This window comes from Streptomyces sp. NPDC085927 (assembly GCF_044540975.1).
Lineage (GTDB): Bacteria > Actinomycetota > Actinomycetes > Streptomycetales > Streptomycetaceae > Streptomyces > Streptomyces hirsutus.
In genome coordinates, this window is the sequence record NZ_JBITSN010000002.1 from 35,496 (window position 1) to 48,504 (window position 13,009).

The window sequence follows — 13,009 nt, forward strand, 5'->3', positions numbered from 1 at the left end:
CTTTGTCCGTACGCGAACTGGTGGTGCTCGGCACCGCCAGCCAGGTCCCCACCCGTCACCGCAACCACAACGGCTACCTGCTGCGCTGGGACGGCGAGGGCATCCTGTTCGACCCCGGCGAGGGCACCCAGCGCCAGATGCTGCGCGCCGGGGTCGCCGCGCACGACCTGAACCGGATCTGCGTCACCCACTTCCACGGCGACCACTCGCTCGGCCTCGCCGGAGTGATCCAGCGCATCAACCTCGACCGGGTCCCGCACCCCGTCACCGCCCACTACCCGGGCTCCGGGCAGCGCTTCTTCGACCGGCTGCGGTACGCCACCGCCTACCGCGAGACGGTCGGCATCACCGAGGAACCCGTCGGCGTCGACGGCCCGCTCGCCCGCACCCCCGGGTACACGCTGGAGGCGCGGAGGCTGTCGCACCCCGTCGAGTCGTACGGCTACCGGCTGGTCGAACCCGACGGCCGGCGGATGCTGCCCGACCGGCTCGCCGCGCACGGCATCAAGGGCCCGGACGTCGGCCGCATCCAGCGCGAGGGCACCCTCGGCGGGATCGCGCTGGAGGACGTCAGCGAGGTGCGGCGCGGCCAGCGGTTCGCGTTCGTCATGGACACCCGGCTCTGCGAGGGGGTGCACGCGCTCGCCGAGGGCTGCGACCTGCTCGTCATCGAGTCCACGTTCCTCGACGAGGACGAGGAGCTCGCCGTCGAGCACGGCCACCTGACGGCCGGACAGGCGGCTCGGGTGGCGCGGGACGCGGACGTGAAGCATCTGGTGCTCACCCACTTCAGCCAGCGTTACAGCGATCCGGAGGAGTTCGAGCGGCAGGCGCGGGCCGCCGGGTACGCGGGCGAGCTGACCGTGGCCCGCGATCTGCTGCGAGTGCCGCTTCCCAGGCGTCGCTGAGATCGCCCGTACGATGTTTCGATGCCCGTACCGAAAGCCGAACTGCACCTTCACATCGAAGGCACCCTCGAACCCGAGCTCGCCTTCGCCCTCGCCGCCCGCAACGGTGTCGACCTGCCCTACGCCGACACCGACGCCCTGCGCGAGGCGTACCGGTTCCAGGACCTCCAGTCGTTCCTGAACCTGTACTACGAGCTCATGGCCGTGCTGCGCACCGAGCGGGACTTCGAGGACCTCGCCGACGCCTACCTGGCCCGCGCCGCGGCGCAGGGCGTGCGGCACGCGGAGATCTTCTTCGATCCGCAGGCGCACACGGCGCGCGGGGTCGGCATGGGCACGGTGGTCGAGGGCCTGTGGCGGGCGCTCGGACGCAGCAAGGAGACGCACGGCGTCTCGACCCGGCTGATCATGTGCTTCCTGCGGGACGAGTCCGCCGAGTCGGCCCTGGCGACCCTGGACGCGGCGAAGCCCCACCTGGACCGGATCACCGGTGTGGGCCTGGACTCCGCCGAGGTCGGCCACCCGCCGGTGAAGTTCCGCGAGGTGTACGAGGCGGCCGCCGCGCTCGGGCTGCGGCGCGTGGCGCACGCCGGTGAGGAGGGCCCGCCCGAGTACATCACCGAGGCGCTGGACGCGCTCGGTGTCGAACGGGTCGACCACGGGCTGCGCTGCGTGGAGGACCCGGCGCTGGTGGCGCGGCTGGTGCGGGACCGGATCCCGCTGACCCTGTGCCCGCTGTCGAACGTCCGGCTGCGCGCCGTGGACACCCTCGCCGCCCACCCGCTGCCCGCGATGCTCGACGCCGGCCTGCTGTGCACGGTGAACTCCGACGACCCGGCCTACTTCGGCGGCTACGCCGGCGACAACTTCGACGCGGTGCGCGACACCCTCGGCCTCGGCCCGGAGCGGCTGCGCGAACTGGCCCGCAACTCCTTCCTCGCCGCCTTCCTGGACGACGACGAGGAGCGGCGGGGCCGGTACCTCGCCGAGGTGGAGGCGTACGTCTTCCCGTAGCCCTCACGCTCCCGCGTCCTCACGCTCCCGCGTCCCCACGTCCTCGTGTCCCCGTAGTCCCGTGTTCCTGTCGTCCGGTGCGTCCGGTGCGCGAACCGAGGGTGGTGCTCGATGGGCGGGCTGATCGCCACCAGGTACGCCCCCGACCACCAGGACAAGGTCAAGGGCCTGGTCCTGCTGGACGCCACCTCGCCCACCGCCGGCACCGACCTCGGGAACAGGATCCCCGAGTCCGCCACCGGCCCGGCCGGCGACATGCGCGCCCAGAACCTCTCGATGTTCGAGGGGCAGAACCCGGAGCGGCTCGCCTTCACCGACGGGGAGGTCCGTTCCGCCGGAGACATCCCGGTGCGGGTGATCCGGCAGGGGCAGCCCTACCTCGCGGACATGCTGCCCGAGTACGGGGCGGGCCTCGAGGAGGACTGGACCAAGGGCCGGAAGGCGTGGCCGGCGCTGTCCGGCACCAGTGAACCGAGCACCGCCGAGAACAGCGGGCACTACATCCACGTGGACGAGCCCGAGGTCGCCGCCGAGGCGATCGGGACCCTCACCGCACGGGCCGCCGGCTGACGCTCCGGGACCGGTTGCCGCCGACCCATTGACGACCTCTGTTCGCCTATCTAGCCTCTGTTCTCATACATGGATGGCGTTCATGGGGGGAGATGGCGCGGGTGAGCCTCGATACGGGCACGGACGCGGGCACGGATGCGGACGCGGACGGTGGCACAGGCCCGGACGCGGACGCGGAGACGGACACCGCGGCCGTGGTGCGGCGGCTGCGGGAGGCGATGGCGGGCGGTGTGCTGTCGTTCCCGCTGACCGCCTTCCACGACGACGGCACCCTCGACCCCGACGGGCAGCGCGCCTACCTCGCCCGTCAGCTCGCCGCCGCCCCCGGCGCCCTCTTCCCCGCCTGCGGCACCGGCGAGTTCTTCTCCCTGGACGAGGACGAGTACCGGCAGGTCGTCGCCCTCACCGTCGAGGCGGCGGCGGGCAGGGTGCCGGTCGTCGCCGGGACCGGATACGGCTGGCCGCAGGCCGTCCGGTTCGCGCACATCGCCGAGGAGGCCGGCGCCGACGCGCTCCTCGTCCTGCCGCACTACCTCGTCGACGCCCCCCAGGACGGCCTCGTCGCCCAGCTCGAGCACATCGCCGCCCGCACCCGGCTCCCGCTCATCGCCTACCAGCGCGGCCAGGTCGCGTACAGCCCCGGCTCGCTCCGGCGCATCGCCGCCCTCGGGAACGTCGTCGGCCTCAAGGACGGCCACGGCGACCTCGACCGGCTGCAGCGCCTCACCCTCGCCGCCCCCAAGGACTTCCTCTTCTTCAACGGGGCCTCCACCGCCGAGATCCAGGCCCGCGCCTACGCCGCCCTCGGCGTCCCGGCCTACTCCTCGGCCGTCCACGCCTTCGCCCCGGAGATCGCCGACGCCTGCTTCACCGCCCTGCGCGACGGCGACCACGCCACCGCCGACACCCTGCTGCGCGGCTTCTACGCACCCTTCGCCGAACTCCGTGACCGAGCCCCCGGGTACGCGGTGTCACTGGTGAAGGCGGCGGCCCGGCTCCGCGGACGCCCCGTGGGCCCCGTACGCGCCCCGCTCACCGACCCCTCGCCCTTTGACCTCACCGACCTCAAGGCCCTGCTCGCCGCCGGGCTGGACCTCGTAGGAGCCGCCCTGTGACCGCGCAGACCGCGTCAGCCGTGCCCACCGCCCGCGACCTGACCGTCACCGAGGTGCGGCTCACGCCGATCCTGGTCGCCGATCCGCCGCTGCTGAACACGCAGGGCGTCCACCAGCCGTACACGCCCCGGCTGATCGTCGAGATCGTCACGGCGGACGGGACCACCGGCGTGGGGGAGACCTACGGCGACACCAAGTACCTGGAGCTGGCCCGCCCCTTCGCCGAGCAGCTCAAGGGCCGCAAGGTCACGGATGTGAACGAGCTGTTCGCGCTCCTGGACGAGGTCGCCGTCGCGGCCGCCCGGGTCGACGACGCCGTCGACGTCGGCGGGCTGCGCGGCGTGCAGACCGCCGACAAGCTGCGGCTGTCCATCGCCTCCGCCTTCGAGGTCGCCTGCCTCGACGCCCTCGGCAAGAGCCTCGGCCTGCCCGTGCACGCACTGCTCGGCGGCAAGCTCCGCGACACCGTGGAGTACAGCGCGTACCTCTTCTACAAGTGGGCCGGCCACCCCGACGGCGTCCCGGCCGAGAAGGACGACTGGGGTGCCGCCCTGGACCCGGCCGGCGTCGTCGCGCAGGCCCGCGCCTTCAAGGAGCGGTACGGCTTCGGTTCCTTCAAGCTCAAGGGCGGCGTCTTCCCGCCCGAGGAGGAGATCGCCGCCGTCCGCGCCCTCGCCGAGGCCTTCCCCGGCCACCCGCTGCGGCTCGACCCCAACGGCGCCTGGTCCGTCGAGACCTCCGTCGAGGTGGCCGAGGCGGTCGGCGGCATCCTGGAGTACCTGGAGGACCCGACGCTCGGCACCCCCGCCATGGCAGAGGTCGCCGCCCGCACCGGCGTGCCGCTGGCGACCAACATGTGCGTGACGACGTTCGCCGAGATCAAGGAGGCGTTCACCACGAACGCCGTCCAGGTCGTCCTCTCCGACCACCACTACTGGGGCGGACTGCGCAACACCCTGAATCTCGCCGCCGTCTGCCGCACCTTCGGCGTGGGCGTCTCCATGCACTCCAACACCCACCTCGGGATCAGCCTCGCCGCGATGACCCACGTCGCGTCCACCGTCCCGGGCCTGCACCACGCCTGCGACTCCCACTACCCGTGGCAGTCCGAGGACGTCCTCACCGAACGCCTCACCTTCGAGGACGGCGCCGTGCGGGTGTCCGACGCGCCCGGCCTCGGCGTCACCCTCGACCACGACCGGCTCGCCGCACTGCACCGGCGGTGGCTGGAGGACGACGGCGCGCTCCGCGACCGCGACGACGCGGCGGCCATGCGGATCGCCGACCCCGACTGGCTCCCCCCGGCGGTGCCCCGCTGGTGAGGGGCCCGGTGGCACGCCGGATCCGGGAGCGGGGAGCGGCTCCGGCGTGACGGGCGACGCGTTGTCGGTGGCGTGGTGCACACTGGCCAGAACCGCACCAGGCCAGGGAGCGCATCGTGAAGGCGTCCACCACGTCAGCCGGAGAGGGAACCACCGACAGCGCCCCTCGGGATGTCATCGGCCACGCCGGCCTCCCGGCGGGGGCGCACTGTCAGCCCCAGGTCGACCCGCTCGCCGCGCTGCGCACTCCCGACGACCCGCCCTGGGACGTCTACCTCACCGGCACGGTCTTCCTCGACATCATCTTCACCGGGCTCGACTCCGCCCCGGTGCGCGGGACCGAGTCCTGGGCGCGCGGGATGGGATCGAGCCCCGGCGGCGTCGCCAACATGGCCACCGCCCTGGCCCGCCTCGGCCTGCGCACCTCCCTCGCGGCCGCCTTCGGCGACGACCACTACGGGGAGTACTGCTGGGACGCCCTGGAGCAGGGTGAGGCCATCGACCTCTCCCCGTCGCGCACCGTGCCCGGCTGGCACTCCCCGGTCACCGTCTCGATGGCGTACGAGGGGGAGCGCACGATGGTCTCCCACGGCCACGAGCCGCCCCCGGAGCAGCCCTCCCGCCCGTCGGACCCCACCGCCCGCAAGCGGCTCCCGCCCGGCGCGGACCTGCCGCCCTGCCCGCCCCGCGCGCGTGCCGCCGTCGCCTCCCTCACCCCGGGCCGCAGCGACGCCTGGATCGCCCGCGCCGCCGCGAAGGGCACCCGCGTCTTCGGCGACGTCGGCTGGGACGACACCGGCGCCTGGGACCTGGCCGCCCTGCCCGACCTGCGGTACTGCGAGGCCTTCCTGCCCAACGCCGAGGAGGCCATGCGCTACACCGGCACCGACTGCCCCCGCGCCGCCGCGCACGCCCTCACCGACCATGTGCCCGTCGCCGTCGTCACCCTCGGCGCGGACGGGGCGTACGCCGTGGACCGGCGCACCGGTGAGAGCGCCGAGGTGCCCGCCATCGCCGTCGAGGCGCTCGACCCGACCGGCGCCGGGGACGTCTTCGTCGCCGGCTTCGTCGCCGGCAGCCTGGCCGGCTGGCCGCTCGCCGACCGCCTCGCCTTCGCCGGCCTGACCGCGGCCCTCTCCGTCCAGGAGTTCGGCGGCTCCCTGTCGGCACCCGGCTGGTCGGAGATCGCCGCCTGGTGGCGCGAGGTCCAGTCCGTACGGGGCCAGGACCCGGCCGCCCTGAGACGGTACGCGTTCCTGGCGGACCTGGTCCCCGACGACCTGATCCGCCCCTGGCCCCTGCGCCGGGCGGTCCCGACGATCGGCTTCGGCCGCTCGGCCTGACCGGGCGACGGTTCTTCGGCGGCCCGGTCTCCCACGGCCGCCACCACGGCCGCCGGCCGCCCCGCCGTCCCCGAAGCCCCCGAAAGCCCCTCCGTCACTCCTCCCGCACCGGCCCGCAACCACACCGCTGTGAAAAGGCCTACGGGGTTGTCACTCCCGCGTCGTACCCTGGGAGTCGCGAGGCCGCCCTCAGCTGCGCGGCCCTGACGAGGAGGAACCGCAGGCCTTCAGCGCCGGCCCATGACTCAGACACCCACAGCTCAGACCCCCGCGCAGGAACAGGCGAGAGTACAGCTCACCGTCCCGGCCAAGCACCCCATGGTGACCGTGCTGGGCTCGGGCGACTCCCTGCTCCGCGTGATCGAGAAGGCCTTCCCGGGGGCCGACATCCACGTCCGGGGCAATGAGATCAGCGCGGTCGGCGATGCCACGGAAGTAGCCCTCGTCTCGCGCCTGTTCGACGAGATGATGCTGGTGCTCCGCACCGGGCAGCCGATGACGGAGGACGCGGTGGAACGCTCGATCGCGATGCTGAAGGCCAGCGAGAACGGGGAGAGCGACGGCCAGGAGACCCCGGCCCAGGTGCTCACCCAGAACATCCTGTCCTCGCGGGGCCGCACGATCCGCCCCAAGACGCTCAACCAGAAGCGCTACGTGGACGCGATCGACAAGCACACCATCGTCTTCGGCATAGGACCCGCCGGTACCGGCAAGACCTACCTCGCCATGGCCAAGGCGGTGCAGGCCCTGCAGTCCAAGCAGGTCAACCGCATCATCCTGACCCGCCCCGCGGTCGAGGCCGGAGAGCGCCTGGGCTTCCTGCCCGGCACCCTCTACGAGAAGATCGACCCGTACCTGCGCCCGCTCTACGACGCCCTGCACGACATGCTCGACCCCGACTCCATCCCCCGCCTGATGGCGGCCGGGACCATCGAGGTCGCGCCGCTGGCGTACATGCGGGGACGCACCCTGAACGACGCCTTCATCATCCTGGACGAGGCGCAGAACACCAGCCCCGAGCAGATGAAGATGTTCCTCACCCGGCTCGGGTTCGACTCGAAGATCGTCATCACGGGTGACGTCACCCAGGTCGACCTGCCGAGCGGCACCAAGTCCGGTCTGCGGCAGGTGCAGGACATCCTGGAGGGCCTCGAGGACGTCCACTTCTCCCGGCTGTCGTCGCAGGACGTCGTACGCCACCGGCTGGTGGGCCGTATCGTCGACGCGTACGAGCAGTACGACAGCGAGCACGGCACCGAGAACGGCACGCACAAGAGCGGCCGGGGCAGGTCCGGGCACAAGGGGAAGTAGACCGAGCAGCAGATGTCGATCGACGTCAACAACGAGTCCGGAACCGAGGTCGACGAGCAGGCGATCCTCGACATCGCCCGCTACGCGCTCGCGCGGATGCGCATCCACCCGCTCTCCGAGCTCTCGGTGATCGTGGTGGACGCCGCCGCCATGGAAGAGCTCCACATCCAGTGGATGGACCTGCCGGGACCGACGGACGTCATGTCGTTCCCGATGGACGAGCTGCGGCCGCCCGCGAAGGACGAGGCCGAGCCCCCGCAGGGGCTGCTCGGCGACATCGTGCTGTGCCCCGAGGTCGCCGCCGGGCAGGGCGCCGAGGCGCCGACGCAGCACACCATGGACGAGGAGCTCCAACTGCTCACCGTCCACGGTGTGCTGCACCTGCTGGGCTTCGACCACGAGGAGCCCGACGAGAAGGCCGAGATGTTCGGCCTCCAGGCCGCCATCGTCGACGGCTGGCGCGCGGAGAAGGGCATCGGCGGCCCGTCCCCCGCCCCGACCGTGTCATGAGCCTGCACCTCGTTCTCGGCGCGATCGCCCTGGTCGTCGTCGCCTGGCTGTTCGCCTGCGCGGAGGCCGGCATAGCCCGGATCTCCACCTTCCGGGCCGAGGAGGCCGCGCGCTCCGGCCGCCGGGGCAGCGCGGGTCTGGCCAGGATCGCCGCCGACCCCACCCGCTACCTCAACGTGGCGCTGCTGGTCCGCGTCGGCTGCGAGACGGCCGCCGCCGCGCTGGTCACCTACGTCTGCCTGCGCGAGTTCGACGGCACCGCCGAGGCCCTGCTGATCGCCATCGCGGTCATGGTCCTCGTCTCCTACGTCGCCGTCGGTGTCTCGCCGCGCACCATCGGCCGCCAGCACCCCATGAACACGGCCACGGCCGCGGCGTACGTCCTGCTGCCGCTCGCCCGGATCATGGGCCCGATCCCGAACCTGCTGATCCTCATCGGCAACGCGCTCACCCCCGGCAAGGGCTTCAGGCGCGGCCCCTTCGCCTCGGAGGCGGAGCTGCGCGCGCTGGTCGACCTCGCCGAGCAGGAGTCCCTGATCGAGGACGAGGAGCGCCGCATGGTGCACTCCGTCTTCGAACTGGGCGACACCCTCGTCCGTGAGGTCATGGTCCCGCGCACGGACCTGGTGGTGATCGAGCGCTACCGGACCATCCGGCAGGCCCTCACCCTCGCCCTGCGCTCCGGTTTCTCCCGGATGCCGGTGACCGGCGAGAACGAGGACGACGTCGTCGGCATCGTGTATCTGAAGGACCTGGCCCGCAAGACGCACATCAACCGGGACGCGGAGAGCGAGCTGGTGTCCACGGCGATGCGGCCCGCGTACTTCGTGCCCGACACCAAGAACGCCGGTGACCTGCTGCGCGAGATGCAGAAGGAGCACAACCACGTCGCCGTCGTCATCGACGAGTACGGCGGCACCGCCGGCATCGTCACCATCGAGGACATCCTCGAGGAGATCGTCGGCGAGATCACCGACGAGTACGACCGTGAGATCGCGCCGGTGGAGGAACTGGACGAGGAGCGCTACCGGGTCACCGCCCGCCTCGACATCACCGACCTCGGCGAGCTGTACGGCCTGGAGGAGTACGACGACGAGGACGTGGAGACCGTCGGCGGACTGCTCGCCAAGCGGCTCGGCCGGGTGCCGATCGCGGGCGCGTCCGCGGTGGTCGACCTCCCCGACGAGCGCCGGCTGCGGCTGACGGCGGAGGCGGCGGCCGGCCGCCGGAACAAGATCGTCACCGTGCTGGTGGAGCCGGTCGGCCCCGAGGACCCGGGGGAGTCGACCGACCCGTCCCGGGACGAGACGGAGGAAGCGGAGGAGGCGGAGCGGTCGGCATGACCCCGGCGGAACTGCGCGCCCTCTGCCTCTCCTTCGACGCGGCCGTGGAGGACTTCCCGTTCAACCCGGAGACCTCGGTCTTCAAGGTCCGGGGCAAGCTCTTCGCCCTGACGAACCTGGACGCGCGGCCCCTGAAGGCAAACCTCAAGTGCGATCCGCAGGACGCGGTCCGGCTCCGCGCCGAGCATCCCGGGCTGATCGTCCCCGGCTGGCACATGAACAAGCGGCACTGGAACACGGTGACCGTCGACGGCGGCCTCCCGGACCGGCTGGTCCGGGAGCTGGTCGAGGACTCCTACGACCTGGTCGTCGCCGGCCTGCCGCGCGCCGAACGCCTCCGTCTCGACCGTCCGTGAGGCGCGGGCTCGCGGCTCCGTGGCACGGCGCCGCGAGCCCGGCCCCGGCGCGGCGCCGCCGGCGGCCCTGGGGCGGGTCCGCGGGCCCGCGCTCCGTATGCTCGGGGCCATGACCGACAGCAGCGCGCTCGACCCCGAGGACCTCAAGATCGTCACCCTGGCCCGTTCCGCGCGGGCCCGCAACGGTGTGCCCGAGGGGGCCGCCGTACGGGACGAGAACGGCCGGACCTATGTCGCCGGGACCGTGGCCCTGGACTCCCTGAAGCTGACCGCCCTGCAGACGGCGGTGGCGATGGCGGTGGCGTCCGGCGCGCAGTCGCTGGAGGCGGCGGCGGTGGTGACGGACGCCGGTTCGGTGCCGGACACGGACCGCGCGGCGGTACGGGACCTCGGCGGCCCCGGGACCCCGGTGCTCCTGGCCGCCCCGGACGGGACGGTCCTGGAGACGTCGCCCGCGGGATGACCCCCCGGGACCTCCCTCCGAGAACCCCCGAGAACCTCCGGTGGAGGCCCGGGAACCGCCGGGGACCCTCGGGTGTCACCGAGGGCGAACGGTCCGGAATCCCACCCGGGACCTGCACGATCACTGCTTGATCACGGCTTGATCCCTCCCGCTTCCCGGGGTCGGGCATCTCGCGGGGTGCCCGGCCCTCGGGGCCCGGCGCGGGCGGGTGGTACGGCAGGGCTCCGGGGATCAGGGAGAATGGGCGGCATGAGTGTTCGTACCCAGTCATCCGAGCAGCCCGCCGAAGCAGTCCACCGGGCCGGCTTCGCCTGCTTCGTGGGCCGTCCCAATGCGGGCAAGTCCACCCTCACGAACGCTCTGGTCGGGCAGAAGGTGGCGATCACCTCCAACCGGCCGCAGACGACCCGGCACACCGTGCGCGGCATCGTCCACCGCCCCGAGGCGCAGCTGATCCTCGTCGACACCCCCGGCCTGCACAAGCCGCGCACGCTGCTCGGCGAGCGGCTGAACGACGTGGTCCGCACCACCTGGGCCGAGGTCGACGCGATCGGCTTCTGCATCCCCGCGGACCAGAAGATCGGCCCCGGCGACCGCTTCATCGCCAAGGAACTGGCCGGGATCAAGAAGACCCCGAAGGTCGCCATCGTCACCAAGACCGACCTGGTGGACGGCAAGGCGCTCGCCGAGCAGCTGATCGCCGTCGACCTGCTGGGCAAGGAGCTCGGGATCACCTGGGCGGAGATCGTCCCGGTGTCGGCGACCGCGAACCAGCAGGTCGACCTGCTGGCCGACCTCCTCGTCCCGCTGATGCCCGAGGGCCCCGCCCTCTACCCCGAGGGCGACCTCACCGACGAGCCCGAGCTGGTCATGGTGGCCGAGCTGATCCGCGAGGCCGCCCTCGAGGGCGTCCGCGACGAGCTGCCGCACTCCATCGCCGTGGTCGTGGAGGAGATGCTGCCCCGCGAGGACCGCCCCGCCGACAAGCCCCTCCTCGACATCCACGCCAACCTCTACATCGAGCGCACCAGCCAGAAGGGCATCGTCATCGGCCCCAAGGGCAAGCGCCTGAAGGACGTCGGCATCAAGTCGCGCAAGCAGATCGAGGCACTGCTCGGCACCCCCGTCTTCCTGGACCTGCATGTCAAGGTCGCCAAGGACTGGCAGCGGGATCCGAAGCAGTTGCGCCGCCTGGGGTTCTGACGCGGGGTGGGTGTGGGGCTCCGGGGGTGGGGTGAGGCGGTGTTCGGCACCCCTGCCGCGCGGCGGTAGCCGCATGTCGATGCAGCCTGGACCTGCACGTGAAGGTCGCCAAGGACTGGCAGCGGGATCCGAAGCAGTTGCGCCGCCTGGGGTTCTGACGCCGTCCGGGGTGCCGGGGACCGGGGCGGTTTCAGGTGCCGGACGGGCTCCGGTGCCGGTGCTGCTCGGCCAGTACCTCGCGCAGCCAGCCGTAGGACGACTTCGGTGTGCGCCGCAGGGTCTCGAAGTCCACGTGGACCAGGCCGAAGCGGCGGGCGTACCCCTCCGCCCACTCGAAGTTGTCCATCAGGGACCACACGAAGTAGCCGCGTACGTCCACGCCCGCCTCCATCGCCCGGTGCAGGGCACGGATGTGGCCGTCGAGATAGGTGATGCGGGCCCGGTCGTCGAGGCCCTCGTAGGAGCAGCCGTTCTCGGTGATGACGACCGGGGGAAGCCGGTCACCGTAGCGGGCGCGGAAGGCGGTGAGGAGTTCGGTCAGAGCCTCGGGGACCACCGGCCAGCCGAAGTCCGTCACCGGGTACCCCTCGATCTCCCGTACGGAAAAGGGAAGTTCGGCCGGCATCCGGACACCGCCGAAGTCGATCTCCGTACCCTGGGGGGCGCCCACCCGGGTCGGTGCGTAGTAGTTGACGCCGTACCAGTCGACCGGCTCCGCGATGATCCTCAGGTCCGCCTCGACGTCGCCCGGCATCAGGTCGCCGAGGCCGTCCGGGTAGCGGCCGAGCAGCACGGGGTCGGCGAACAGGCGGTTCAGGAGCGTGTCGTAGAAGTCCGCCGCCGCCACGTCCGCCGGGTCGGGGGAGGCCGGCCAGGTCGGACCGTGGGAATTGGCGATCCCGATGTCACCGGCGCCGGCCGCGCGCAGGGCGCGTACCGCCAGCCCGTGCGCGAGGAGCTGGTGGTGCGCCACCGGCAACGCGTCGAAGAGCAGCCTCCGGCCGGGGGCGTGGACGCCCAGCGCGTGGCCCAGCAGGGTGTGTTCGGCGGGTTCGTTGAGGGTGATCCAGCGCTCCACGCGGTCGCCGAGCCGGCCTGCGACCTCGGCGACGTACTCCGCGAACCGCTCCGCGGTGCCGCGTTCCAGCCAGTCCAGACCGGCCGGCAGGTCCCAGTGGAACAGCGTCGGCACCGGTCGTACGCCCGCCGCGCACAGCTCGTCGACCAAGCGGTCGTAGAAGTCCAGGCCGCCCCGCGCGCGCACCCGGGGCCAGGAGACGGAGAAGCGGTACGCGTCCACGCCCAGTCCGGCCAGGAGTGCCACGTCCTCGCGGTACCGGTGCACGTGGTCACAGGCCACCGCCGCCGTCGAACCGTCCCGCACCCGGTCCGGCTCGGCCGTGAACACGTCCCACACGGACGGTTCGCGCGCGTCCGCCGCACCCTCGATCTGGTGCGCCGAGGTCGACACACCCCACAGGAAGCCGTCCGGGAAACGGGGGATCGGGTTCGTCGCCATGGGGTGGATCATCCGTACCGGCGGCGAGGGAA

General features: G+C 72.3%; 13 protein-coding genes. 12 read left to right on the forward strand and 1 reads right to left on the reverse strand.

The features are described from left to right. The first annotated feature begins 2 nt into the window (after nucleotides 1–2). From ACIF80_RS05090 to era, 12 genes are all read left to right on the forward strand, one after another. Nucleotides 3–908: a ribonuclease Z gene (locus ACIF80_RS05090; RefSeq protein WP_399799548.1), complete on the forward strand. Its 906-nt coding sequence runs from the start codon at nucleotides 3–5 to the stop codon at nucleotides 906–908. A gap of 21 nt (nucleotides 909–929) precedes the next feature. Continuing rightward, on the forward strand, nucleotides 930–1,922 hold the full coding sequence (locus ACIF80_RS05095; protein ID WP_399799551.1) for an adenosine deaminase: 993 nt from the start codon (nucleotides 930–932) through the stop codon (nucleotides 1,920–1,922). 111 nt (nucleotides 1,923–2,033) lie between these two features. Further along, nucleotides 2,034–2,492: a hypothetical protein gene (locus tag ACIF80_RS05100; RefSeq protein WP_399799553.1), complete on the forward strand. Its 459-nt coding sequence runs from the start codon at nucleotides 2,034–2,036 to the stop codon at nucleotides 2,490–2,492. A gap of 218 nt (nucleotides 2,493–2,710) precedes the next feature. Continuing rightward, complete coding sequence (locus ACIF80_RS05105; protein ID WP_399801168.1) at nucleotides 2,711–3,607, forward strand: 5-dehydro-4-deoxyglucarate dehydratase; 897 nt, start codon at nucleotides 2,711–2,713, stop codon at nucleotides 3,605–3,607. A 20-nt stretch (nucleotides 3,608–3,627) separates the two neighbouring features. Further along, nucleotides 3,628–4,929 (forward strand): glucarate dehydratase family protein, encoded by a 1,302-nt coding sequence (locus tag ACIF80_RS05110; RefSeq protein WP_399801170.1) that lies wholly within the window; start codon nucleotides 3,628–3,630, stop codon nucleotides 4,927–4,929. Nucleotides 4,930–5,105: 176 nt separating this feature from the next. Further along, nucleotides 5,106–6,272, forward strand: coding sequence for a carbohydrate kinase family protein (locus ACIF80_RS05115; protein WP_399801171.1), 1,167 nt, complete (start codon nucleotides 5,106–5,108; stop codon nucleotides 6,270–6,272). A 240-nt stretch (nucleotides 6,273–6,512) separates the two neighbouring features. Continuing rightward, nucleotides 6,513–7,583, forward strand: a complete 1,071-nt coding sequence (locus ACIF80_RS05120) for a PhoH family protein (RefSeq protein WP_399799556.1) — start codon at nucleotides 6,513–6,515, stop codon at nucleotides 7,581–7,583. Between the two features lie 12 nt (nucleotides 7,584–7,595). Beyond that, nucleotides 7,596–8,093 carry an rRNA maturation RNase YbeY gene (gene ybeY, locus ACIF80_RS05125; protein ID WP_399799559.1) on the forward strand — a complete coding sequence of 166 codons (498 nt, stop codon included), beginning with the start codon at nucleotides 7,596–7,598 and terminating at the stop codon, nucleotides 8,091–8,093. Beyond that, on the forward strand, nucleotides 8,090–9,436 hold the full coding sequence (locus ACIF80_RS05130; RefSeq protein WP_399799561.1) for a hemolysin family protein: 1,347 nt from the start codon (nucleotides 8,090–8,092) through the stop codon (nucleotides 9,434–9,436). The genes ybeY and ACIF80_RS05130 overlap by 4 nt, the downstream gene beginning before the upstream one ends. Further along, entirely contained in the window at nucleotides 9,433–9,792 is a 360-nt protein-coding gene (locus tag ACIF80_RS05135; protein ID WP_399799564.1) for an MmcQ/YjbR family DNA-binding protein, read from the forward strand. Before ACIF80_RS05130 ends, ACIF80_RS05135 begins: the two co-directional genes overlap by 4 nt. A gap of 109 nt (nucleotides 9,793–9,901) precedes the next feature. Next, nucleotides 9,902–10,255, forward strand: a complete 354-nt coding sequence (locus tag ACIF80_RS05140) for a cytidine deaminase (protein ID WP_326752671.1) — start codon at nucleotides 9,902–9,904, stop codon at nucleotides 10,253–10,255. 249 nt (nucleotides 10,256–10,504) lie between these two features. Beyond that, the gene (era, locus tag ACIF80_RS05145; protein WP_399799567.1) at nucleotides 10,505–11,458 is read left to right on the forward strand and encodes a GTPase Era; all 954 of its coding nucleotides are present in this window, start codon (nucleotides 10,505–10,507) and stop codon (nucleotides 11,456–11,458) included. Nucleotides 11,459–11,648: 190 nt separating this feature from the next. Here the strand turns inward: era and ACIF80_RS05150 are convergent, their stop codons facing one another. After that, entirely contained in the window at nucleotides 11,649–12,977 is a 1,329-nt protein-coding gene (locus ACIF80_RS05150; RefSeq protein ID WP_399799568.1) for a GH1 family beta-glucosidase, read from the reverse strand. Between the last annotated feature and the right edge of the window lie 32 nt (nucleotides 12,978–13,009).